Annotated in this window: 22 protein-coding genes and 1 pseudogene; 9 read left to right on the top strand and 14 right to left on the bottom strand. The window is 64.5% G+C overall.

Translation table 11 applies throughout. The annotated features are described in order from the left end of the window. The first annotated feature begins 20 nt into the window (after positions 1–20). Entirely contained in the window at positions 21–752 is a 732-nt protein-coding gene (locus KQ303_RS08560) for a response regulator transcription factor (RefSeq protein WP_259729967.1), read from the top strand. Here KQ303_RS08560 and KQ303_RS08555 read toward each other — a convergent pair. Then, a complete protein-coding gene (locus KQ303_RS08555; RefSeq protein WP_259729966.1) occupies positions 715–2,184 on the bottom strand; it encodes a sensor histidine kinase KdpD in 1,470 nt (489 codons plus the stop codon). The two genes, KQ303_RS08560 and KQ303_RS08555, sit on opposite strands and share 38 nt — an antisense overlap. 258 nt (positions 2,185–2,442) lie before the next feature. Beyond that, positions 2,443–2,904, bottom strand: coding sequence for a hypothetical protein (locus tag KQ303_RS08550; RefSeq protein WP_259729965.1), 462 nt, complete (start codon positions 2,902–2,904; stop codon positions 2,443–2,445). Here KQ303_RS08550 and KQ303_RS08545 point away from each other — a divergent pair. Next, on the top strand, positions 2,903–3,100 hold the full coding sequence (locus tag KQ303_RS08545; RefSeq protein WP_259729964.1) for a hypothetical protein: 198 nt from the start codon (positions 2,903–2,905) through the stop codon (positions 3,098–3,100). The genes KQ303_RS08550 and KQ303_RS08545 overlap by 2 nt on opposite strands. A 54-nt stretch (positions 3,101–3,154) precedes the next feature. Here the strand turns inward: KQ303_RS08545 and KQ303_RS08540 are convergent, their stop codons facing one another. From KQ303_RS08540 to KQ303_RS08520, 5 genes are all read right to left on the bottom strand, one after another. Further along, positions 3,155–3,610, bottom strand: a complete 456-nt coding sequence (locus KQ303_RS08540) for a PilZ domain-containing protein (protein ID WP_259729963.1) — start codon at positions 3,608–3,610, stop codon at positions 3,155–3,157. A gap of 112 nt (positions 3,611–3,722) precedes the next feature. After that, complete coding sequence (locus KQ303_RS08535) at positions 3,723–4,415, bottom strand: hypothetical protein (RefSeq protein WP_259729962.1); 693 nt, start codon at positions 4,413–4,415, stop codon at positions 3,723–3,725. A gap of 5 nt (positions 4,416–4,420) precedes the next feature. Further along, positions 4,421–4,942, bottom strand: a complete 522-nt coding sequence (locus KQ303_RS08530; RefSeq protein WP_259729961.1) for a GspH/FimT family protein — start codon at positions 4,940–4,942, stop codon at positions 4,421–4,423. Then, complete coding sequence (locus tag KQ303_RS08525; protein ID WP_259729960.1) at positions 4,939–5,355, bottom strand: hypothetical protein; 417 nt, start codon at positions 5,353–5,355, stop codon at positions 4,939–4,941. Before KQ303_RS08525 ends, KQ303_RS08530 begins: the two co-directional genes overlap by 4 nt. 17 nt (positions 5,356–5,372) lie before the next feature. Beyond that, positions 5,373–5,813, bottom strand: coding sequence for a hypothetical protein (locus tag KQ303_RS08520; protein ID WP_259729959.1), 441 nt, complete (start codon positions 5,811–5,813; stop codon positions 5,373–5,375). Positions 5,814–6,020: 207 nt separating this feature from the next. Here KQ303_RS08520 and KQ303_RS08515 point away from each other — a divergent pair, with 207 nt between their 5' ends. Further along, positions 6,021–7,607: a methyltransferase regulatory domain-containing protein gene (locus tag KQ303_RS08515; RefSeq protein ID WP_259729958.1), complete on the top strand. Its 1,587-nt coding sequence runs from the start codon at positions 6,021–6,023 to the stop codon at positions 7,605–7,607. 1 nt (position 7,608) lies between these two features. Here KQ303_RS08515 and lepA read toward each other — a convergent pair whose 3' ends face one another. Beyond that, complete coding sequence (gene lepA, locus KQ303_RS08510) at positions 7,609–9,417, bottom strand: translation elongation factor 4 (protein WP_255099933.1); 1,809 nt, start codon at positions 9,415–9,417, stop codon at positions 7,609–7,611. 141 nt (positions 9,418–9,558) lie between these two features. Here lepA and KQ303_RS08505 point away from each other — a divergent pair, with 141 nt between their 5' ends. Beyond that, complete coding sequence (locus KQ303_RS08505) at positions 9,559–9,840, top strand: NifU family protein (RefSeq protein WP_259729957.1); 282 nt, start codon at positions 9,559–9,561, stop codon at positions 9,838–9,840. A gap of 48 nt (positions 9,841–9,888) precedes the next feature. Further along, a complete protein-coding gene (gene serS / locus KQ303_RS08500; protein WP_259729956.1) occupies positions 9,889–11,175 on the top strand; it encodes a serine--tRNA ligase in 1,287 nt (428 codons plus the stop codon). Here the strand turns inward: serS and KQ303_RS08495 are convergent. The 6 genes and pseudogenes from KQ303_RS08495 to KQ303_RS08470 form a co-directional block, all read right to left on the bottom strand. Next, on the bottom strand, positions 11,117–12,172 hold the full coding sequence (locus KQ303_RS08495; RefSeq protein ID WP_259729955.1) for a methyltransferase regulatory domain-containing protein: 1,056 nt from the start codon (positions 12,170–12,172) through the stop codon (positions 11,117–11,119). The genes serS and KQ303_RS08495 overlap by 59 nt on opposite strands. A 177-nt stretch (positions 12,173–12,349) precedes the next feature. Beyond that, positions 12,350–12,580, bottom strand: a pseudogene (locus KQ303_RS14770) (hypothetical protein); the annotation flags it as partial. A gap of 187 nt (positions 12,581–12,767) precedes the next feature. Beyond that, positions 12,768–13,394, bottom strand: a complete 627-nt coding sequence (locus KQ303_RS08485) for a hypothetical protein (RefSeq protein ID WP_259729953.1) — start codon at positions 13,392–13,394, stop codon at positions 12,768–12,770. After that, entirely contained in the window at positions 13,391–13,960 is a 570-nt protein-coding gene (locus tag KQ303_RS08480) for a Tfp pilus assembly protein FimT/FimU (protein ID WP_259729952.1), read from the bottom strand. The genes KQ303_RS08485 and KQ303_RS08480 overlap by 4 nt, the downstream gene beginning before the upstream one ends. Continuing rightward, positions 13,957–14,589, bottom strand: coding sequence for a hypothetical protein (locus KQ303_RS08475; RefSeq protein ID WP_259729951.1), 633 nt, complete (start codon positions 14,587–14,589; stop codon positions 13,957–13,959). The genes KQ303_RS08480 and KQ303_RS08475 overlap by 4 nt, the downstream gene beginning before the upstream one ends. Before the next feature lie 4 nt (positions 14,590–14,593). Then, a complete protein-coding gene (locus tag KQ303_RS08470) occupies positions 14,594–17,452 on the bottom strand; it encodes a hypothetical protein (protein ID WP_259729950.1) in 2,859 nt (952 codons plus the stop codon). Between the two features lie 379 nt (positions 17,453–17,831). Between KQ303_RS08470 and rseP the strand changes: the two genes are divergently transcribed. From rseP to KQ303_RS08450, 4 genes are all read left to right on the top strand, one after another. Then, positions 17,832–18,920 (top strand): RIP metalloprotease RseP, encoded by a 1,089-nt coding sequence (gene rseP, locus KQ303_RS08465; protein WP_259729978.1) that lies wholly within the window; start codon positions 17,832–17,834, stop codon positions 18,918–18,920. Between the two features lies 1 nt (position 18,921). Continuing rightward, the gene (gene nth / locus KQ303_RS08460; RefSeq protein ID WP_255140488.1) at positions 18,922–19,605 is read left to right on the top strand and encodes an endonuclease III; all 684 of its coding nucleotides are present in this window, start codon (positions 18,922–18,924) and stop codon (positions 19,603–19,605) included. Between the two features lie 34 nt (positions 19,606–19,639). Further along, positions 19,640–19,942 carry a 30S ribosomal protein S14 gene (gene rpsN, locus KQ303_RS08455; protein ID WP_094510152.1) on the top strand — a complete coding sequence of 101 codons (303 nt, stop codon included), beginning with the start codon at positions 19,640–19,642 and terminating at the stop codon, positions 19,940–19,942. Between the two features lie 102 nt (positions 19,943–20,044). Beyond that, positions 20,045–22,165 carry a polyribonucleotide nucleotidyltransferase gene (locus tag KQ303_RS08450; RefSeq protein WP_259729949.1) on the top strand — a complete coding sequence of 707 codons (2,121 nt, stop codon included), beginning with the start codon at positions 20,045–20,047 and terminating at the stop codon, positions 22,163–22,165. Positions 22,166–22,244: the final 79 nt, after the last annotated feature.

The raw sequence follows: 22,244 nt of genomic DNA, 5'->3' as shown, positions 1-22,244 counted from the left end.
CCAACACGGGATTGTTTGCGATGACCGACCTGGTGGACCCCCAAAACCATCGTGTCCTGATCGTCGATGACGATCCCGAACTGCGCCGCTTTCTCAGCCAGGAGCTGAAGGTGGAGGGCTATAGCCTCGAGCAGGCCGACAGCGGCCAGAACGCCCTCTCGCTGATTCGCGACCAGGCCTTCGATCTGGTGATGCTCGACTGGACCCTGCCTGATTTTTCAGGCGTGGAGGTGTGCCGTCGCATCCGCCGCAGCGGCATCAAAACCCCCGTGCTGATGCTCACCGCCCGCGATGACGTGCGCGAGCGGGTGGAGGCGCTCGATTCCGGCGCCGACGACTACGTCACCAAGCCGTTTTCGATCGAGGAGCTGCTCGCCCGGGTGCGGGCCCTGCTTCGCCGCTCCATCCCCGCCGAGGAAGCCACCAGCGACGACGTGGTGGTGAGCCTCGGCAACCTCAGCGTCGACACCGGCAGCCGCGAGGTTTCCCGCAACGGCATCCCGATCAACCTCACCGTTCGTGAGTACGACCTGCTGCTCTGCCTGCTCTCGGAGCCCAACCGCGTGCTCAAGCGCGAAACGATCCTGCAGGCCGTGTGGGGCGACAACCACTTCGGCGACGACAACCTGCTCGACGTCTACATCCGTTACCTGCGTCGCAAGCTTGAGCAGGAGGGCCAGCCCACCTTGATTCAGACGGTGCGAGGTGTGGGCTTCATGCTGAAGGAGGGTCCTCCGGCAGGTGCGGGCTGATGCGCCGCAACTTCAGCTGAAAATCGGCGCCGCCACCCGGGGTTTCCGCCACCCGCGCCCTGCCGTCCATGCGTTCCATCAGCAGCTTCACCACCGAGAGCCCCAGGCCACTGCCGCTGCCCACCAGGTTGGCCGGCACTCCGCTCGCCGGTGCCCCCCGCACGAACCGCTCAAAAATGCGGCGTCGGTCGCCCGGATGCACCCCCGGGCCGTGGTCGCGCACATGTACCACCACCTCGCGCTGGCTGCCGGCAGCGAACAGCTCGATCGGGCAGCCCACCGGCGTGTGCTTGAGCGCGTTCTCCACAAGGTTGGTGAGGCACTGCTGCAGCCGATCGGCGTCACCCCAGGCCCGCAGCGGCTCCCGCTCCTCTGAGGGGATCAGCCGCAGGCGACCGGTGGTGTAGACGGTGAGACGTTCATAGGCTTCCAACAGCTCCTGGTCGAGATCCAGTTCCCGCAAGGCCAGATCCAGACGGCCGGCATCGTCTCTGGCGATGTCGAGCAGGTCGGTCACCAGGCGTCCCATGCGGGCGGATTCGCTCTCGATCAAAGCCAGAGGCCGGCTCTCCGGGGCGCTGGTGGGGATCTGGCGCCGCAGACGCTGCGCATACCCACTGATCAGCGTGATCGGCGTGCGCAATTCGTGAGCCACGCCATCTGCAAACGAGGTCTGCCGCTCCCAGGAGGTGGCCAGCCGGTCGAGCAGGTCGTTGAAGGCGGCGGCGATCTGCTGCAGTTCCCGCGGTTGCTCGTCCACCTTCAGGCCCTCCGCCGAGAGGCTCTGGTTCGGCAACGTCACGTCTTCCAGCCGGGCGCTGAGCCGGCCCAGCGGGCTGAGGCCCCGATCCAACGCCAGCCGCATCAACGCACTGGTGAGCAGAGCCGTGAACACCGCCACCGCGATCAGCAGGTCCTGGGCACTGATCTGGCGCCTCACATCGGCGGTGAAATCCTCCATGTAACGCACCAGCGCGCCACCGCCAGACAGGCGCACCGGCTGGGTGGAGAGCAGAAAGGTGTTGCCGCTCAGCCGCAACGACATCGCATTGGGCTTCCCCTGCGCGATGAGCGCCAGCTGGGCCGCCAGGGGCCCCAGCGGGCCGAGTCCGAAGGTGTTCTCCCGCTGCGTCACTTTGTAGGGCTTTCCGGCGGCCGTCTCCACCCAGATCAGCAGTCCTGGAGTGAGCAACTGATCCAGCCGCGCCTGGATCTCGGCCGCATTGCGGGGCACCGGGGCGCGCAGCAGCGCCTGATGCACTTCAAACACCGTCTGGCGGTGGCGGTCACGCCGCACCTTGCTGGCGATCAGCCCGTTGGAGAAGACCAACACCGCGTAGCCCACGAGGATGGCGAGCAGGCTTGTGATCTGCAGCTGGCGGCGGATCGAGGTCCGCGAGCGCCGCCGCCTTGGTGCTGGATTCTTAGCCAACGCGCAGACCGGGCGAGGGGCGTCTCATGCCGGAGCGGGCCTGACTGCCAAGTATGAAGAGAGTGTAAGTGTCCCTCTACGGGCCCGCTATGGCGCTCAGCAAGGAAGACTCCAGGATTCTGGTGGTATCCAAGCCGGCCCGGCAACGTCATCAGCACACGATGGCTTGCGTGTCCGGAACACATCAAGCTGAACACATCACCAAGTTTTCGCGCTTATGTTGAGAAAGGTTTTAGCCATTCGACGCCCAACTCTCATCTATTTCCAAACTTCGCCCATCTTCTGCCGCTTTTCTTCCCGATCTTTCAGGTTCATACGTTTCGGCCCGGTATGACCACAGCCCTCCTGTGGATGCGGCTCCTGCGGATGCGGCGCCAGCGGCTCATTGACGCGGCAGGCCATGGAGCGGCCAGCGCCAACGAAGGCTTCAGCCTGATGGAGTTTCTGCTGGCAGCCATTCTGATCACCATCGTGGTCAGCGGCACCACCGTCACGTTGATGGCGAACAACCGCTCTGGTCGCACCATGGACAACGCAGATGAGCTGGAGCGCCTCATCGCTCAGGATCTGGCCTTGATCCGCGAGCTCAACAGTCGCTTCAGCTGCTGTGGCGAGGAGTGTGCCGAGGCGGCCCTTCCCGGCGGTACCTCTGGCGCCTGCGGCAGCGCCGCCCTTGCAGCGGCCGAAAACCAGCACGACGCCTGCCCGGACGGGGGGCATGGCGGAACGCATGATTGCTGCCTTCCCGGAGCCGCCCACCGCACCGCCGGGTGTTTCCCTCACCCGCACGGGCCCCACCGTCTCCGACACCGACCTCAACCGGTTGCAGTGGACCTATACGGTCTCGGTGGACGGCGTCACGATGATGTCAAGGGTGGTGAACCTGATTCCCGATGCAGCTACTGGCTGCCGCTGAAGCGAGTGGCCCATGAACCCAGTGGCATGTGCACCGGGCCGGGGCTCAGGGTGTTTACTCAGTGAGCTTCGCCACAGGGTTCGCTTCGCCGCTGCCCCCTGAGGGCAAGACCGGCAGGGTCAACGGCTGCTCAAAGGCCACACCTGCCACCGAGATCAGCGAATTGATCTCGACCCAGCGCACTGTGAAATTGAAAATGCACGGTGGGTCTGAACGCCGAAGAATCAGGCTGATAACCCCCTCTTGCCCTTTCTCGAGGCTGAGGCCAGGAGGCAGGGCGATCTGAAGGCGCAGGCCACCTTCGCTCAAATCCAGCACATCCACGTTGAAAAAGGGCTTGCCCTCCAGGGACGGGAAGCTGATGATGGCGCTCAATGGCTCCGGCAAGACGCGGCGCTCACTGGCGCGGTCTAACGGGAGATACCGCTCTTGCTGGGGAAGTGCCGCCTGGCCGGAAAGCTCCTCGCCAGCAGGCTCACCGTGGAGAGGATTGTTGGTGACTCCTTCCACAGCTTTGCCGGTTATTAATGGCCCAACATTAGATCAATCACGACGCTTGCGCCGCCGCCTCCCTGCTCAGGCGCCGCTCGCTGTGGCCCATCATGCAGCAACATTAGAACAATTACCCCGCTCCGGCAGCCGCCTGCGTGATCAGGCGCTGCTCGCTGCGCCCCGCTCCGCCCGGAAAGCTCTGCTCCAGCCGCAGGCCAACCACCTCGCTCTCGCGATCCAGGCAGGCAGAGAACGGCAACCGCGAAGAACCGGCAAGGTCGTGGGGATGGAGGCCCCCGGCTGGCGCCGCCGGTCTTCCCAGCAGGGCGGCGCATCCCTTCCATGGCGTGGCCTCAGCAGCAAGGCGGTCGAGCACCACTCGGCTCTGGAACACACTGCCGGGGTTCACCTGGCCATGGAGGCCGTAGGCGGGTCCGCAGCGCACCAGCACCCTCCCCTGCCAGATGCCGCTCGGCGCGGCTCCCACGCTGTAATCAATCGTGCCCTCGGGCGTGTGCAGGCGCAACACTGCGGTACGTCCAGCCAGGCCACAACGGCTGGTGCCCTTGGCAGGGTCGTCGGCAATTGAGAGGGCCCGCACAAGATCGCTGCGGATCAACGCCAGCGCCCGCTGTTGGTTGCCGCGTTCGCGCAGCGCACGGGTGAACTGCTGGGCATGGCGACCTTCTCCCACCAGGGCCTGGATCACCACCCCGCAGAAGCCCAGGCCCAGGGTCATCGCCAGCAGCATCTCCACCAGCCCGAACCCCCAGCGGGTCGCGGCAGGGCGGCGGGTGCAGGCGACAGTCAAACGCAGCGTCATTGGGCTCAAAGCGTGGGGTCGGGGCCGCAGGAGGCACTGTCAGGAGGGGCCTGACCCGGGCCCACATAACGGCCAAGGCGCACGAACCCCAGGGGAAGGGCAATCACCAGGCAGCGACGCAACTCCGTGCCCTCGCTGCTCAGCACCACCGTTCCCCCATCGAGCACCAGCCCGGTGCTGCTGAAGCGCAGGGCGTCGGGCAGGTTGTGGCTCAGCTCCACACCGGCCTCTTGCCCACCGTCATCGAGGCCCGTGATGGGCTGCGCGCAACCGGGCAGCTCGCCGCCCATGGGCGCCTGCCAGCCCTGCTCGCCCAGCTCCAGAGCACAGGGTTGGCCGCTGGCCTCAGCAGCCGCACGGCCGTGCTCGATCGCCAGGGCGATCCGCCGGGTCGCCGCCTCCAGCCGCTGGCGGGCCAGCGTTTCGCCGCTGTCGCGCAGGGCCAGCGCCGCCAGCACAGCGAGGATGAGCGCCGTGATCACCCCCTCCAGCACCGTGTACCCGGCCTGCGGCCGTCGCGGGGTCATGCCCCCACCTCCAGATCCGTCATCGCTGGCAGCTCGGGAACCACCGGGCAAAGGCCATGGGCTGCGGCAGTGAACAACCGCCGCCGCTCCAGCTGCCCTGCGGCAGCGGTGTAGATGAGCCACACGGCACCGCCATCCGGAACCAGCTCCAGCTGCTTGTGCACGCCCTGCGGCAGGGATGAGGCGCCGCTCGCCAGGCGGGAGACCATCCATGCCGCCGCCACTTCGCAAGAGGCGGGAGCGGGCTGGTCGCGCGCCACGCTTGCCCGCAGGTGGTGGGTGCGTCGCAGCAGATCCGCCTCGATGCCGCTGACCAAGGCCTCGCGTGCGGCGGCGGCCTGGCTCCAGACGGCACTGGAGCCCCATAGCCGCACCGAGCTGGTGGCGGAAAGGCTGAACACCGCCACAGCCATGATCCCTTCAGTGAGCGTCACAGCCCCATGCCCCGCACGGTGCTGATCGGAGCCGCGCCGGCCTCCTCGGCCAGGCTCACGGCAAAACGACGTTGCATTCCATGGGCACCCTGCTCGCCGACGAGCTGCAGCAGCAGCTGGGCCGGCTCCGCAGCAGCGGCGGGTCGCCAGGCCACCACCCGATAGCGGAGCCCCGCCACCGAGCCGGTCACGAGCGCAGAGGTTGTGACACCTTCAGCGCACACCTGCCCCGACCAGCTCTCCGAGGGCAGGTGGAGCAGGCAGGCGAACGGCCCGCTGAGCTGGGCCACCACCTGCTGGGCGGCGGACGCCAGGGCATCTTCGGCCCGATCGCGCTTGAGGTCGGCCTCCAGCCTTGCCCGCGCCTGCAGCGCGGCCGTCTGCACCGACAGACCGCTGAGCAGCAGCACCAGCGAGGCGGCAAAGCTGAACGGCATCAGAAAGCCCTGCGAGGGCGCGGGCCGCTGGGCCCGTTGCAGCGTCAGTTGCCGTCTGCCGCAGCGTGTTCTCCTCGGCTCCATGGGCATGGATGATCACGACCCTGGGAGTGTTCCCGGCCGTGGCTCATTTGCTCCCCGGCAGCGCAGAAAACACCCGGTAGGCTTCGCCCGCTACCCAACAATCACGCAACCGGGCGCCACCGAATGGGCTGGGATCACGGCTACTACTCCAGCGATTACTACACCATCGGGTACTACCGGGAGATGGCGCCGAACTGGCTCGATTTCGCTGCGCTGGTGAAAGGGCACCGCCCGCCCCGCTCGGTGGAGGGCGAGCCCTTCAGCTATCTGGATCTCGGCTGCGGCATGGGCTTTGGGCTCTGCATCCTGGCGGCCCTCTACCCCGAAGGGGAGTTCACCGGCGTGGATTTCCTGCCCGATCACATTGCCCACGGCCAGTGGCTGGCCCGCCGCCTGGGGCTCGCCAACATCACCTTCCTGGAGGCCGATTTTCTTGATCTCCAGCACGATCCCTCCCCGCTGCGCCCCGCCGCAGCGGGGGCCACCACACCAGGAGGAGCAGCCCAGTTCCACTATGTGGCCGCCCATGGCATCGCCACCTGGGTGATCGAACCGGTACAGCAGGCACTGTTTGCAGTGGCCGCGGCGGCACTGAGGCCCGGCGGCCTTTTTTACTGCTCTTACAACACCTATCCAGGCTGGCTGCCGCTCCAGGCCTTTCATCAGCTGGTGAAGGTGGAGCGCCAGCAAGGGGCGGGCGGCGATGTAAAGGGCGCCCTGCAACGCGCCAGCCAGCGCATGCTCACCCTGGTGGGCCCTGCAAACGAGCCTGCCGTTCTGGGGCTGGCACTGCCCACGCTGCGGGCGGAAATGGAAAAAGCGCCAAGCAAGGATCAGCGCTATCTCTCGCAGGAGTACGCCAACGACGGCTGGCAGCCGGTGTATGTGGCCGACATGCACCAGCGCCTGATGGCCCATAAGCTCCGCCCCCTGGCCAGCGCCACCCTGCCGGAACTCTTCGCTGATCTTGTGCCTACGCAGCTGCAGGCCGTGGTGATGGCTGAGCAGGATCCGCTGGTGCGTGAAACGCTGTTGGATCTGGGCAGCAACAAATCCTTCCGCCGCGACATCTTCGTGAACGGCCAGCTTCACCTCAATGAAGCCCAGCGCCAGCAGGCCCTCGGCAGGGTGAGCGTGGCGCTCCAGGCGGCGCCTCCCATCAACGACTATCTGTTCCCCACCAGCTTCGGCACCCTCACTGCCAGCCAGGCCTCCTGCGCCGGCATGGAGGCCTGGCTGGCCGAGGCCGGCCCCTGCAGCCTGGAAGACCTCGCAGCCAGCGCCAACCTGCCACCGGAGGAAGCCATCCGGCTGACGGCCCTGCTCCTCCATGCCAACCGCCTCGGTCTGCACCGAGGGCCCGCCTGCGAAGCGGCCCTTGCCAGCTGCCAACCATTCAATGCGGCGGTGATCGAGCTGCTGCTGGAAGGCGCCCCGCTCGCTTACCTGGCCAGCCCACTGATTGGCAACGGCGTGGGCTTCAGCTCGATCCAGGCCATGGTGGTTCAGGGCCTGGAGCAGGGCATGGAGGGGGAACTGCTGGCGGTGTGCGTGCAGGCCGGCTTGGCCGCGCTGGGGGGCACCATCAGAGATGCCGAAGGCCAGCCGCTCGAGGATCCAGCCGCCCAGCTGGAGGCCTTGCAAACGGTGGCTGTTGATCTGCAGACCACCGGGCTGCCAGCCCTGCGCCGCCTTGGGGTGCTGGCCTGAGCTACTGATTGAGCTTGAGCACCGCCATGAAGGCCTCCTGGGGCACGTCGACGCGGCCCATGGCCTTCATGCGTTTCTTGCCCTTGGCCTGCTTCTTGAGCAGCTTCTTCTTGCGGGAGATGTCACCGCCGTAGCACTTGGCGAGCACATCCTTGCGGATGGCGCTGATGCTTTCGCTGGCGATGATGCGGCTGCCGATCGAGGCCTGGATCGGAATCTTGAACTGCTGGCGTGGGATCAGCTCCTTGAGCTTCTCCACCAGCCCCTTGCCTACGTTGTAGGCCTTGTCGCGATGCACGATCGTGGTGAGCGGATCGGCCTTCTCACTGTTGATCAACACGTCAAGGCGCACCAGCTCGTTCTTGCGGTAGCCGATCAGGCTGTATTCCATCGAGGCGTAGCCCTTGGTGCGGCTCTTCATCACATCGAAGAAATCCGTCACCACCTCAGCCAGGGGCATCTCGTAGTGCAAGGTGACCCGATCGGTGGTGATGTATTTCATGTCGATGAACTCACCGCGGCGCTCCTGGCACAGCTCCATCAGGGCGCCATTGAAGCTGTTGGGGGTGTAGATCTCCAGCTTCACATAGGGCTCCTCGATCGATTCCCGTTTCTGCGGGTCGGGCAGGGTGGCGGGATTGTCCACCATCTGGACACTGCCGTCGATCATGTTCACCTGATAGATCACCGATGGCGCCGTCACGATCAGGTCGAGGTCGTATTCGCGCTCGAGGCGCTCCTGCACGATCTCCATGTGCAGCAGCCCCAGGAAGCCGCAGCGGAAGCCGAAGCCCATGGCGCTGCTGGTTTCCGGCTCGTATTTCAAAGCCGCATCGGAGAGCTGCAGCTTGTCGAGCGCTTCGCGCAGATCTGGGTATTGATCGGCATCGGTGGGGAAGAGGCCGCAGAACACCATCGGCTTGGCTTCGGCGTAACCCGGCAGCGGCTCGGCGGCTGGATTGGCCGCCAGGGTGATCGTGTCTCCCACGCGGGCATCCGCCACCGCCTTGATCGAGGCCGCCATGTAGCCCACCTCGCCCGCGTGCAGGCTGTCCACCTGCCGCTGGTCGGGCGCCATCACGCCCACTTCATCGAGCTCCACCGTCTTGCCGCTGGCCATCAGCAGCACCTTGTCCTTGCGGGCGATCACGCCGCTGATCACCCGGAAGTACACGATCACGCCCCGGTAGGGGTCGTAGTAGGAGTCGAAGATCAACGCCCGCAGCGGCTCGCTCACCCGGTCGGCCGGCGCCGGCACCCGGTCCACCACGGCCTGCAGGATGTCGGGCACGCCCAGGCCGGTCTTGGCGGAGCAGTCGATCGCCTTGGAGGTGTCGAGGCCGATGATCGCCTCGATCTCCTCCTTGATCCGCGCGGGATCGGCGCCGGGCAGGTCGATCTTGTTGAGCACCGGGATGATCTCGAGATCGTTCTCCAGGGCCAGGTACACGTTGGCCAGGGTCTGGGCCTCCACCCCCTGGCTGGCATCCACCACCAGCAGGGCCCCTTCGCAGGCCTGCAGGCTGCGGCTCACCTCGTAGGAGAAGTCGACGTGCCCTGGGGTGTCGATCAGGTTGAGGATGTAGAGCTCGCCATCGGCCGCCCGGAACTCCATCCGCGCCGCCTGCAGCTTGATCGTGATGCCCCGTTCCCGCTCCAGCTCCATGTTGTCGAGGAACTGGGCCTGCATGTCGCGCTCCGCCACCGTTCCGGTTTCCTGCAGCAGGCGGTCGGCCAGGGTGGATTTGCCGTGGTCGATGTGGGCAATGATGCAGAAGTTGCGGATCCGCTGAACGGGAACGTCGGTCATCGCAGCGGGTCAGCCCGTTCAGAGGAAGTGTCCGAATCTTAGAAAGCGGCCCCTGCGTCGCCGGAGCAGCAAGCCGGCCGTGCCGAACAGCCCTGCCTTCGGCTGCCCTGCCTAAGCTGGACCCATCCTTGAACCCGATCCATGTCCAGCGAAACCACCGCCCCCACAGCTGACGCACCGGCTGCCGATCCCCGTGCCCTCACGGTCGAGAACGTGGAGCGTGTGCTCGATGAGCTGCGCCCTTATCTGATGGCCGATGGCGGCAACGTGGAAATCGTGGAAATCGACGGGCCGATCGTGAAGGTGCGCCTGCAGGGCGCCTGCGGCTCCTGCCCCAGCAGCACCATGACGCTCAAGATGGGCATCGAGCGCAAGCTGCGCGAATCGATTCCCGAGGTGAGCGAAGTGGTGCAGGTGCTCTGAGCGGGGGACCGCGCAGAACTAACCTGCGCCCCATCTGCAATCCCCTCCGTGCTGGATCAGCGCCTCCTGCGCGACAACCCTGCGCAGATCGCCGAAGGCCTGAACCGCCGGGGCGCGGTGGCTGATCTTGACGGCTGCCACCAGCTCGCCCTTGAGACGCGTGATCTGGAACAGCAGCGCAGTGAGTTGCAAGCGGAAGGCAACCGCATCGGCCGTGAGGTGGGAGAGCTGATCAAGGCCGGCGCCGCCCCCGGCGGCGAAGAGGTGAAGGAGCTGCGCCGGCAGGGAGCGCAGATCAAGCAGCGGGTGGGGGACATCGAGGAGCAGGAGAAAGGCCTCGAAGCGCAATTGATGCAGCAGCTGATGGTGCTGCCCAACCTGCCCTCGCCCCTCTGCCCCACGGGCCGCAGCGAGGCCGACAACGTGGAGCTGAAGCGCTGGGGCACCCCGCGGCTACCCGCCGTGGGAGAGCAGCTCGAAGAGCACTGGCAGATTGCCGAACGGCTCGGCATCGTTGACACCGAACGCTCGGTGCGGATTGCCCAGAGCCGCTTTGTGACGCTGATGGGCCAGGGTGCGCGGCTGGAGCGGGCGCTGATCAGCTTCATGCTGGATCGCCACTCCTCCAGGGGTTACACCGAAGTGTTGCCGCCGATCCTGGTGAACACGGCCAGCCTCACCGGCTCCGGCCAGCTGCCGAAGTTCGCCGAGGAAAGCTTCCGCTGCGCAGAGGACGACCTCTGGCTCACTCCCACGGCTGAAGTGCCCATCACCTCCCTGCATCGCAGCGAGGTGATCAACGCCGAGCAATTACCGCTCAAGTATGCGGCTTACACGCCCTGCTTCCGCCGGGAGGCCGGCTCCTACGGCCGTGACACGCGTGGACTGATCCGCCTGCACCAGTTCAACAAGGTGGAGCTCTACTGGTTTTGCCTGCCCGAGCAATCCGAACAGGCCCACGAGCAGCTCACCCGGGATGCCGAGGCGATCCTGGAAGCCCTGGAACTGCCTTACCGGCGCCTGGAACTGTGCAGTGGCGATCTGGGCTTTTCGGCCGCCCGCACCTACGACCTGGAAGTATGGCTGGCGGGTGCAGGCACCTACCGGGAGATCTCCAGCTGCAGCACCTGCGGTGATTTCCAGGCGCGCCGCGCCTCGATCCGCTACCGGGAGGGCAAGCACACACGCCTGCTGCACACCCTCAATGGCAGCGGCCTGGCCGTGGGCCGCACCATGGCCGCGCTCCTGGAGGCGGGCCAGCAGAGTGACGGCAGCGTCAGGATTCCTTACGCGTTGGTGCCTTACTTCGGCTCCGAGTGGATCGGGAAGCCGTGAGCGGCGCGGTTGGCACGCCACCCAAACGGTGGAGCAGGGGCACTTTGCTGCCCATCACCACGGCAGCGATCTCCTGGATCCTCGCGATCTGAGCGGGTGCTTCCACAACCACCTGATGATCACGGCCAAGCAACTGCACATCGAGATCCTTGAGCCCCAGCAGCACACAGCTGCTGAGCATGGGCTCCTGAAGCTGTTCGCGCTGGGCCCGGTAGATCAAGGCCTCAAGCACGGAAAAGGGAACGGCGGAACCCACTGCAGGCAAGGCCAGCTGCGTGTAGGAACGACCCTCCTGCATGCGACCCAGCAGCAGCAGATTGAGGCGCTGAACCTGCGCAGCAGCCTTGGCACCGGCGGGCCCACGATCCAAGCCGATCGCTCCAGCTTCAAGCAAGAGCGCAAGCATCACGACGAGCTCACCGTGCGGTTGCTGGCAGATGGGCAAGAGGGAGTCAACCGATGCTGGTGAGGCCGAGAGGGCGGAGAGAACGGGTCCATAAGCCTGCGGATCTCCCTGGATCTCACCAAAGCAGGCTCTGAAGCGCAGGGCCTCGGGCGGCTGCGACAACCAGCCCTCCGGCGGCTGCAGCAGATGAAACGACATCGTGCCGAGGCGCTGGCTCCATTCCTGTGGCGTGAGCCGCACATGGCCCTTGGTGAAGAGATCCCTGCGGAACGCCTTGTTGGTGGCAAGATCAGCCAGCAATTCACGGGCCTCTGGTCTTGGCTCCTTCATCACCACGTCGCGCATTGGAGCTGGCAGGAGCTCGATGAAGGATTCGGAATAGGTGGCCGAACCCAGGAAAGACAACTTGTGCTGCTTGCAGCGCGCACTCATCTGGGTGAAATACAGCGGGGACCAACCCGCATTGGCATACTCACCAAAGAGATAGTCGACAGGTGCAAACTCAACGGATTGCAGCTCTCTTCTCAGGTTTGGATACGAGGCGCCCAGCTGGGAGGGTTGCGATTCATCGCCAAGCAGTTGGGTGAGCATGCGCGCTGCCTCATGGAAGTGGAGCCCTTTGCCCCCCTGGTGCGCTGCAGAAACCTCGAGCGTAAGAAGCTGTTGAAAACTGCTCCTTGCCAGCCAGCCGGGGTAGGTGTTGTAAGAGCAGTAAAACAACCCGCCAGAACGCAAGGAAGCGGCCGCCACAGCCAGCAGGGCCTGCTGAACGGGCTCGGTGACCCAGGTGGCGATGCCATGGGCTAGCACGTAATGGCAGCCTCCAACAGACCAAGGAAAGAGCGCACCTGGAGCCGCCAGGTCCAGAAAATCTGCTTCGATGATCTCCAAGTTCTTCAGCCCGGCGCGGCGGGCCAGATCCAGGCCGTGGGCCACATGATCAGGATGGAAATCCACCCCAAAAAAGCGGCCTTCTGGATAGAGCGCGGCCAGCAACACCAGAGAGAATCCTGTGCCGCAACCAAGATCGAGAAAGATAAAGGGCTCACCTTCAGATTCTCTGGGCGGCAAGTGGCCCTTGAGCAAGGCTGCAAAATCAAGCCAACTTGGCGTAAGCTCCCGGTAAAAAACACTCGTATAAGAACTTGAAGAGTGATAGCCGTGATCCCAGCCAGCTTGAGCCAATTCAGTGAATGCTCAGGGAGGCTCCAGAATAGAGATCCAGCGTGCGTGTGACCACGTTTGCAGAACCCGGCACGGTGAGCCCTACGTTCAACCTCACCCAGGTGCAATCGGCTGAAACGGTGGCTGAGAAAGCGGAAACGTTGGTAAGAACCAGGCTGCCGGTGGCTGCTGTTGCCGTTAGCAGGCCATTGGCTCCCACCTGGGGGCCATCGCGTAGCAAATCGGATCCGTTGAGGTAATACCTGAGCACGGTATACGTGATGGCGTTAGAACCTGGGGCCTGAACCGGAACCAGCAGACGGAGATCCGCAGCGGCGGCAGCTGGCGCGCACACAGAAGGATTCTGAGGTTTGCAGGGGGTATCGGGCAGGGTGGCTGTTGTGCGTGGATTGGCCCCACCGCGCAGCAGGCAGGCTTCACCCACCTCCACTTTCAACAGATCGGATACGCGCCTGAAGCTTCGATCGATGGTGCTGGTCGCATAGACATTGTCAGCGATGCGGATCTGCTGGACAGCGAGGATGGCCACAGATCCCATCGCGAGAATGGAAAGCACCGCTCCGACAAGCAGTTCAACCAGGGTGAAGCCACTGGCTTGCCTGGGTTTGGCGGCGGCAGATCTGATCATGTGCGCTCCCAAACGGTGCAGGTTTGAGCCACATTCCCTGTGGTGTTGTTGATGCCGGTGCTGATCGAGCCGAATGAAATCCTTACACAACGCAAGGGCAATTGATTGCTTACAGCAATCTTCACGGTGGCTTCCACATTGCCGGCCACAACTCCACCCCGAGGAGTGAATGCCAACGATGTTGTGCCCACGGGGGTGTAGGTCACGGCAACGTCGTAGGTGCGATCACCGTAGACGGAGGGGAGCCTCAGATTGGCCTCTGGGGTGCATCTGGCATCGCCTGTCTGGAGGGAAGCAAACGTGTCTCCTGGTGCCAGCGCATTGCCCGTTGTGAATTGCACGCGGCATGGCCCAACGGAACCTGAGCGTGCCGAAATGGCCTCCAACCAGCCAACCAACTCGACGGCGGCTGTGTTGGCAAAATCCCGGCGGGCGATCACCTGGGAGGAGGCATACACACCCCCCAAGGCGATGACGCCGATCACTGCCACGGTGATCATCAGCTCGGTGAGCGTGAAAGCCTGCCTACGGGATTTCCGGTGGGAGCGAGCAACGTTGAACTTCATGGGCAGAAATACGCCATCTGGGGGATGATATTTTCAACACGAACAACGCGGTTGCTGAGGTTGTTATCCGTGAAGGTGACCCTCAAGATGCGCTCGGGTTGGATGGATGTGGTGCGGGTGGCGTTAGCAGGCTGCGGAATGGCATTCACAGCCGTTTGAAAGGGTGTGAGGAAGGCTGTGTTGTTGTTCGCCGCACAGAGTTGCTCCACAGCGAGGGGCTCAGAAGGGGTGGTGGTACTCGGAAAGTTTGCGGTGGTGGAGGCGAGATCAACCTGAGGGAAGTAGTAGCGATCGTCCAACGGATTGTTGGTGGCACAGGGCTGGGTCACCCCTGACACCACCCCGAAGGTGGTGGGGGGGGTCGTTGAGCAAACGGCAGAACAGCAGGTGAATCGGCGGGCCAATGTCTTGATTTCGCGCAGATTGTCGTCGATGCTCGATTGCATCACCACCTGCTGCCGCGTGGAAACGGTTCTGCGGCTGATGCCATTGAAGATGGCACCCGTGGAGACCAACACAATCGTGATCATCACGGTGAAAACCAACACCTCCACGATGGCGGATCCCTGTGCTGCAGAGGAAGGGCCATGGCTGTTGTGATGGCCTCTGTGATTGAGTGGGTTGCGCATCAGCTCAATCCAGGGATCCTTTGCGTGCAGCCGTTGAGGAACGCGCCACCCAGTCGATTCCATCCCAGCGAATGAACGTGAGATCCGCGGAGTTGGAAGCGCCCACCAATTGCGTGAGGTCGGTGGATGCCGAAGGCGGAACCCTGAAGTGGTTTTGTCCGCAGGCGTAGATCGTGCGGGCCCAGAGCCTTCCGCCAAAGTTCCAGCTGTCATCGCCGGCAAACTCTGCAGCGGGAATGGCAGGAATGGTGTCGCACCCATTCACAGCAAAGGAGAACAGGCCCCAGGGGAAATAGAACCATGCTCCTGCAATGCGCGAACGATTTGCAGCGCTGGCGCTGGAATCGGCACCGATGGCGATGATTTGATTGCAGGGCTGGTTGCTGAGATTCAGATCTGTGCAGTTGTTCGCAGGGGCAGTATCCCGCCCAAACATATTGAAGCGATCATACTCGCCCACTGGATTGAACGCATTTTCAGGCACCAGGGTTTTGCAGTTTTCAACGGGAGCTGTTGTAAGGGGATTGGCCCTTGAGCAGATCACGTTGGCCATCGTTGCACCACCGATCAGATTGATCAATGGATCGTTGCCGTTGATGCCGCGCGTATCTTCCGTTCTGTTGTAATAGAAGGTAGTGGAGTGATCAGTTGTGTCAATCCAGAGCACATTACCAAGATTGATCATGTCCACACTTGGGCCGAGGCAATGGAATCCGCCTGTGAAATTCGAGGTTGCCGGAAAACTTGAGCTGTATTCACACGTGTTGCGGTACTGCGGATCGAGCCCAGCAGAGGAGCTCTTGATGGCAACGGTATCCAGGGTTACCGTGTTGATTCGGTTCGTGCCTGTATTGAAGTCGCTGTTGGCCCGCAGCCTGAACTTCACAAAATGGCTGAAGCGATTGGTTGAGGTGTTATCTGCTGCAGGCGTCAGTGCCGCCGGCGGGAAAGCGATCCGGCAGGTGTATGTGGATCCCGAAAGCACACAGTTGCTGCCTGTGGCACCGCCTGAGTGAGCAACATTGCCGTCCGCCCTCACTGTAGCTAGCTGCACCCAACCGGCATCCGTGTTGATGAGCTCGTCAGTGGTAATGCCTGACGCAAAACTATAATCCAAACGCAGCGCCGAGATGGTCGAAAAACTGCCTGATCCTGTGCGGGCAAAGGTGAACTCCAGCCAGGGAGTTGCCAAGCCGAAAAGATTCACGGCACGGGCCAAGGCCGGTGCATTGGTGAAGGTGGTGCCGAAATCACCACCAACATCCTGGAAGGTAACCTGGCCGCCGGAAATGGTCAGATCCCCTGAGGTGAGGGGGAGCGCACCGTTTGATGTGTCACGCTCCACCCATTCGGTGGGCCAGCGTGGCGTGCTGCCTAATGTGCGGCCAGAAAAGCTGTTGGAAGCAAAATCATCGCCGATTCCGCCATTCACGGGACCTGGCCTTGAAATCACAGCCCAGGTGTGAACGGTTGAGCCACTAAACACAGAGGCACAAGCGTTACCAGCCAGATACTTCGTGTTGCAGTACTCCAGGAAGGGGCCCGGCGTTACCTGGCCAAGGCCAGTGGCACCGTTGCCACGAATCCACACATTGACAGTGTTATCAGCAACCGAGTCCGCCCGGATCTGGGGATAACCGCCAAGGCTGGCAGAGTTCACCGTCTGCTTGCTGACCGTGTCGGGGTAGTCACCGGCCGTCCAGTTGTAGGTGTATTTACTCGTGATGCTGGGGAGACCCGCCGAGAGGAAAAGCGGCACCACCGGGATGCAGGAGGCCGCGCGACCAGCGATCGATGCCGCATCGCCCCAGCTGATCGGGCAGGGGTTGGGCGCACCGCTTGGCACACCAAAAGCAGCAAGATTGCCAGCCGGCACGCCTGGCATCAAATCATTCACTGTGTCTCTGGTGTTGGGAACCATGCGAAAGCCAACCTGCCGGCCGCCGACCACCTGATCCGTGGTTCGGTCCCAGGTGTGGGTGGGAGCGGCAATGATGCCCAGGATCGATCCAATGTTGACCACCTGATTGTTCGTGTTTCTACGGGTATAGCGGTCGTTGGCCAGCTGGGAGAAAAACCTGCCACCGTTGATGCCGGTGATGATGCCGAATTCAATGCCGCAGAACCGGCTATCGGCCCCCAGATCACCAGCCGCAGAAGCACCGGAGGTGGATCCACCGGAGGCATTGGTTCCGAACGAACCGCCACAGCACTTCGGCACCACCTCAAATTCCTTGGTGATGGTTGAAGAAGAGAAAGTGCCATCCGGCCGGTACACCCGCCCCTCCACAGTGACCGCAATGAATCCTGTGTTCGTGCCCGGCCGGAGTGCACCACTGCCGTCGGGATCATCCAGGTTCAGCAAAGCGTTGAAGCTGGTTCCTGCGGGGATGATTCCGTCCTGGCTTAAGGCTGTGCCATTGGCTGCGAACGTTCGAAACACCGATCGACGATCCAGAGCGCCCTGATTGCCCGCGGAATAACGGATCGACTGAAGGGCAAAGCGACGATTGCCCTGGTTCACCTGGGCAAGGTCTTCAAGGTTGCGGAACTGGCCATTGGCCAGGCCAACGGCTCTGGCAGAAGGAAAGCCGTTGACGCCAGGGCGCTCATTGCTGGTGGAGATGCAGGGGCTCTGCAGGGCCGCGTTGGTTGTGGTCCATTGGTTGGGAGGCGTGCTCCCCGCCACCAGCAGTTGGCGGTTTTCCGGTTGGTTGAAGGTGGCAATGATCTGATCGGCGCCTGCCTCCGCCACCTGCTGGGCATCACGGCTTTCACCACTGCCCAATGACGCCAGGTTGGAGCCGGTGACCACCGCCACCAGACCCAGCGAACCCACCAGCAGCGCCAGGACGACAAGCATCCCCGCCACCATGACGGAGCCCGTTTGCCTGTCCGCCCGGGCGGAGCCACTGAGGAGATGAAACAGCAATCGGGCCTTGAGAACCCGAGCATGGGGGGGGGGTGACAGTACGCACGCCGCGGCGCGAATTCCTACCAGGCATCCCGGGACGACCCACTCAGTCGAAAAACTCTAGCAAAGCTCTGGGGGATCTCTCACCATTTCATAAGATCTCCTGCAACGCAGTGTGTTCCTGGGTCCGCGAGCCCGAAGCCACCCTGTTGTGGGTGGGCTGGCGCAGCAAGCCATCAGGGTGTGGGAGGAGCTGGGGGAGGGGTTTCCGGCACGCACGCAGCCCGGCGCACCCCGCACAATGGACAAATTGCCTGAAGCCAACGGAATGGGTGTGCTCGCGGCCCTGGCCATCCTTGCCGGCCTGATCGTCGTCCACGAAGCGGGGCACTTCTTCGCAGCCACCTGGCAGGGGATCAGGGTCAGCGGCTTCTCGATCGGCTTCGGCCCGGTGCTGCTGGAGCGGCGGCGCCGTGGCGTGCAGTTCGCCCTGCGGGCCATCCCCCTCGGCGGCTACGTGGCCTTTCCCGACGACGACGAGGACAGCGACATCCCGGCCGACGATCCGGATCTGCTGCGCAACCGCCCGCTGCCGCAGCGGGCCCTGGTGATCGCCGCCGGCGTGCTGGCCAACCTGCTGCTGGCCTGGGCCGTGCTGGTGGCCCAGGGGGCCGTGGTGGGCATCCCCGCCGGCTTCAGCGCCACCCCCGGTGTGGTGGTGGCGGCGGTGCAACCCGGCCTGCCGGCGGCAGCCTCCGGCCTGCGCCCCGGCGACCGCATTCTCAGCCTGGCGGGCACCTCCCTGGGCGGCGGCCAGAGCGCCGTGGAGGGCCTGGTGGCCGACATCAAGGCCGCTCCACAGCGCTCGCTGCAGCTGGTGGCTGAACGCGCCGGCAGCACCGTGAAGCTCACGCTCACGCCCGATGCCCAGAACGGCATCGGCCGCATCGGCGCCCAACTGCAACCCAGCGGCAGCGAGGCCTTCCGGCCTGCCCGCAGTCCGCTGGAGGTGATCGGCCATGCCAACCGCACCTGCCTCAAGCTGATCCGCCGCACCGTGGATGGCTTCGTTTCCCTCGTCACCCACTTCGGCGAGACGGCACCCCAGGTATCGGGGCCGGTGAAGATCGTGGAGATGGGCGCCTCCCTCGCCCGCGACGGTGGCGGCAGCCTCTTTCTGTTCACGGCGCTGATCTCGATCAACCTGGCCGTGCTCAACGCCCTGCCGCTGCCCCTGCTCGATGGCGGCCAGTTCGTGCTGCTGCTGCTGGAGGGCCTGCGCGGCCGGCCGCTGCCGCAGCGCCTGCAGCTGGCCTTCATGCAGTCGGGCTTCCTGCTGCTGGTAGGCCTCAGCCTGGTGCTGATCGTCAAGGACACCAGCCAGCTCTCCGCGGTGCAGCAGCTGCTGGGCCGCTGACGTGCCCCGCTTCCCCACCGCCCGCCAGCGGGCGCCACTGATCCTGGAGCGCCTGGCCACGCTTTACCCGGAGGCCACCTGCTCGCTCGACTGGCGCACCCCCTGGGAGCTGCTGGTGGCCACCATGCTCTCGGCCCAGTGCACCGACGAGCGGGTCAACAAGGTGACGCCGGCCTTGTTCGAGCGCTTCCCCGACGCGGCCGCCGCTGCAGCCGTGGACAGCGACGCGGTGGAGCCCTATGTGAAATCCACCGGCTTCTTCCGCAACAAGGCCAAAAACATCGTGGCCGCCTCCCGATTGCTGCTGGAACGCCACGGCGGCCAGGTGCCGGCCTCGATGCCGGAGCTGCTGGAGCTGCCGGGCGTGGCCCGCAAGACGGCCAACGTGGTGCTGGCCCATGCCTTCGGCATTCATGCCGGCGTCACGGTGGACACCCATGTGCGGCGCCTCAGCAACCGGCTCGGCCTCACCCGCCAGAGCGAACCGGTGAAGATCGAGCCCGACTTGATGAAGCTGTTTCCGCAACCGGAGTGGGAAAACCTCTCGATCCGGCTGATCTTCCATGGCCGCGCCGTGTGCCGCGCCCGCAACCCCGGCTGCGGCAGCTGCCCGATGGCTGATCTCTGCCCCAGCCATCCCGACCACGGACCGGGCGGCAGACGCACCGTTCCTGCCGCAGGGTAGGGTTGATCCTCATCCGCAACAGCAAAGCAGCCGCATGGCGAAGAAGTCGATGATCGCGCGCGACGTGAAGCGCAAAAAAATCGTGGCTCGTTTCGCTGTCAAGCGCGCCGCTCTGAAGGCCGCGTTTGAAGCCGCCGCCGATCCCATGGAACGGCTGGAGATTCACCGCCAGATCCAGGGCCTGCCCCGCAACAGCGCCCCCAACCGGGTGCGTAACCGCTGCTGGGCCACCGGCAAGCCCCGCGGCTATTACCGCGATTTCGGCCTGTGCCGCAACCAGCTGCGCGAGCGCGCCCACAAGGGCCTGCTGCCGGGTGTCACCAAGTCCAGCTGGTGAGCCGCTGAACCTGCGCCGGCTCTCCTGCACCACCGCTCCACGGGGTTAAGGGAGGGCCGGATGCGAGACTGCCTTTCGACAACAAAACGGACATAAGACGACGTGCCAGGAAAAATTCAGTCGGTCTCCTTCGATGGTCGGGAGATCCGGCTGACCACAGGGCTGTATGCCCCCCAAGCTGGGGGATCGGTGTTGATTGAATGCGGTGATACGTCCGTGCTGGTCACGGCCACCCGCGCCAAAGGCCGCGAAGGCATCGATTTCCTGCCCCTCACCTGCGATTACGAAGAACGGCTGTATGCCGCCGGGCGCATCCCCGGCAGCTTCTTTCGCCGGGAAGCACGCCCCCCCGAGCGGGCCATCCTCACCACCCGCCTGATCGACCGCCCGCTGCGGCCCCTGTTCCCCTCCTGGCTGCGCGACGACATTCAGGTGGTGGCCACCACCCTCTCGCTGGATGAGCGGGTACCGCCCGATGTGCTGGCGGTCACCGGCGCTTCGATCGCCACCCTGCTGGCCCGCATGCCCTTCTATGGCCCGATGGCGGCCGTGCGCGTGGGCCTGCTGGGCGACGATTTCGTGCTCAACCCCAGCTTCCGCGAGATCGAGCGCAGCGACCTGGATCTAGTGGTGGCCGGCACACCGGCAGGTGTGGTGATGGTGGAAGCGGGTGCCAACCAGCTTCCCGAACAGGATGTGATCGAGGCCATCGACTTCGGCTACGAAGCGGTGGGTGAACTGATCAAGGCCCAGCTCACCCTGCTGAGCGACCTCGGCATCGAGCAGGTGATCCCCGAGCCGAAGGTGGAAGATCCCGCCCTGCCGGCCTTCCTCGAGCAGGAATGCGGCAAGGGGATCGGTGAGGTGCTCAAGCAGTTCACGCTCACCAAGGCGGAGCGCGATGCCCAGCTCGATGCCATCAAGGCCGAGGTGGCCGTCAAGATCGGCGCCCTCAGCGAGGACGACCCGATCCGCATGGCCGCCGCCGGCAAGGCCCTGGGCAACACCTACAAGGGCATCACCAAGAAGCTGATGCGCGCCCAGATTCTCAGCGAAGGCAAGCGGGTGGATGGCCGCAACCTCGACGAGGTGCGCCCCATCACCGCCGCTGTGGGTGTGCTGCCCAAGCGGGTGCATGGCTCGGGCCTGTTCCAGCGTGGGCTCACCCAGGTGCTCTCCTGCGCCACCCTCGGCACCCCCAGCGATGCCCAGGAGCTCGACGACCTCAACCCGTCGAGCGAGAAGACCTACCTGCACCACTACAACTTCCCCCCCTATTCGGTGGGCGAGACCCGGCCGATGCGCTCCCCCGGTCGCCGCGAGATCGGCCATGGCGCCCTGGCGGAGCGGGCCATCACCCCCGTGCTTCCCCCGAAAGAGAAATTCCCGTACGTGCTGCGGGTGGTGTCGGAGTGCCTCAGCTCCAACGGCTCCACCTCGATGGGCTCGGTGTGCGGCAGCACCCTGGCGCTGATGGATGCCGGCGTGCCGCTGCAGGCTCCCGTGAGCGGCGCCGCCATGGGCCTGATCAAGGAAGGCGATGAGGTGCGGATCCTCACCGACATCCAGGGCATCGAGGATTTCCTCGGCGACATGGACTTCAAGGTGGCCGGCACCGAGAAGGGAATCACCGCCCTGCAGATGGACATGAAGATCACCGGTCTGGCGGTGACCACCGTGGCCGACGCCGTGAACCAGGCCCGTCCCGCCCGTCTGCACATCCTCGAGAAGATGCTGGAGGCGATCGAGAAGCCCCGCGACACCATGTCGCCCCATGCGCCGCGCCTGCTCAGCTTCCGCATCGATCCCGAGCTGATCGGCACCGTGATCGGTCCTGGCGGCCGCACCATCAAGGGCATCACCGAGCGCACCAACACCAAGATCGACATCGAGGACGGCGGCATCGTCACGATCGCCAGCCACGACGGTGCCGCCGCCGAGGAGGCCCAGCGCATCGTGGAGGGTCTCACCCGTCGCATCAGCGAAGGGGAGCAGTTCAGTGGCACCGTCACCCGCATCATCCCGATCGGCGCCTTCGTGGAGATCCTTCCCGGCAAGGAAGGCATGATCCACATCTCCCAGCTCTCGGAAGCCCGGGTGGAGAAGGTCGAAGACGTGGTGAAGGTGGGTGATCCCGTCACCGTGCGCGTGCGTGAGATCGACAACCGCGGCCGCATCAACCTCACCCTGCGCGGCGTTTCCCAGGAACCGGTGGCGGTCTGAGGTCAACGGGGCTGCCCCTGGCAGCCCACTGCCCCCAATCCACCGCCAGCCATGGCCGCACCATCGGGTGATGAAGAGC

Source organism: Synechococcus sp. CS-1333 (genome assembly GCF_025128015.1).
Taxonomy (GTDB): Bacteria; Cyanobacteriota; Cyanobacteriia; order PCC-6307; family Cyanobiaceae; genus MW101C3.
Note: the sequence above shows the minus strand (reverse complement) of the source record. Positions and strands in the feature narration are given on the sequence as shown.

Excerpts from the sequence above, each read along its gene's own strand:
- KQ303_RS08470 (WP_259729950.1), bottom strand. The coding sequence starts at position 17,452 with ATGCTTGTCGTCCTGGCGCTGCTGGTGGGTTCGCTGGGTCTGGTGGCG.
- KQ303_RS08475 (WP_259729951.1), bottom strand. The coding sequence starts at position 14,589 with ATGCGCAACCCACTCAATCACAGAGGCCATCACAACAGCCATGGCCCT.
- lepA (WP_255099933.1), bottom strand. The coding sequence starts at position 9,417 with ATGACCGACGTTCCCGTTCAGCGGATCCGCAACTTCTGCATCATTGCC.
- KQ303_RS08505 (WP_259729957.1), top strand. The coding sequence starts at position 9,559 with ATGTCCAGCGAAACCACCGCCCCCACAGCTGACGCACCGGCTGCCGAT.
- KQ303_RS08550 (WP_259729965.1), bottom strand. The coding sequence starts at position 2,904 with ATGCCCCCCGTCCGGGCAGGCGTCGTGCTGGTTTTCGGCCGCTGCAAG.
- KQ303_RS08530 (WP_259729961.1), bottom strand. The coding sequence starts at position 4,942 with ATGACCCCGCGACGGCCGCAGGCCGGGTACACGGTGCTGGAGGGGGTG.
- KQ303_RS08545 (WP_259729964.1), top strand. The coding sequence starts at position 2,903 with ATGGCGGAACGCATGATTGCTGCCTTCCCGGAGCCGCCCACCGCACCG.
- KQ303_RS08485 (WP_259729953.1), bottom strand. The coding sequence starts at position 13,394 with ATGATCAGATCTGCCGCCGCCAAACCCAGGCAAGCCAGTGGCTTCACC.
- KQ303_RS08480 (WP_259729952.1), bottom strand. The coding sequence starts at position 13,960 with ATGAAGTTCAACGTTGCTCGCTCCCACCGGAAATCCCGTAGGCAGGCT.
- KQ303_RS08560 (WP_259729967.1), top strand. The coding sequence starts at position 21 with ATGACCGACCTGGTGGACCCCCAAAACCATCGTGTCCTGATCGTCGAT.
- KQ303_RS08525 (WP_259729960.1), bottom strand. The coding sequence starts at position 5,355 with ATGGCTGTGGCGGTGTTCAGCCTTTCCGCCACCAGCTCGGTGCGGCTA.
- KQ303_RS08515 (WP_259729958.1), top strand. The coding sequence starts at position 6,021 with ATGGGCTGGGATCACGGCTACTACTCCAGCGATTACTACACCATCGGG.
- rpsN (WP_094510152.1), top strand. The coding sequence starts at position 19,640 with ATGGCGAAGAAGTCGATGATCGCGCGCGACGTGAAGCGCAAAAAAATC.
- KQ303_RS08520 (WP_259729959.1), bottom strand. The coding sequence starts at position 5,813 with ATGCCGTTCAGCTTTGCCGCCTCGCTGGTGCTGCTGCTCAGCGGTCTG.
- KQ303_RS08495 (WP_259729955.1), bottom strand. The coding sequence starts at position 12,172 with ATGCTCACCCAACTGCTTGGCGATGAATCGCAACCCTCCCAGCTGGGC.
- KQ303_RS08535 (WP_259729962.1), bottom strand. The coding sequence starts at position 4,415 with ATGACGCTGCGTTTGACTGTCGCCTGCACCCGCCGCCCTGCCGCGACC.
- rseP (WP_259729978.1), top strand. The coding sequence starts at position 17,832 with ATGGGTGTGCTCGCGGCCCTGGCCATCCTTGCCGGCCTGATCGTCGTC.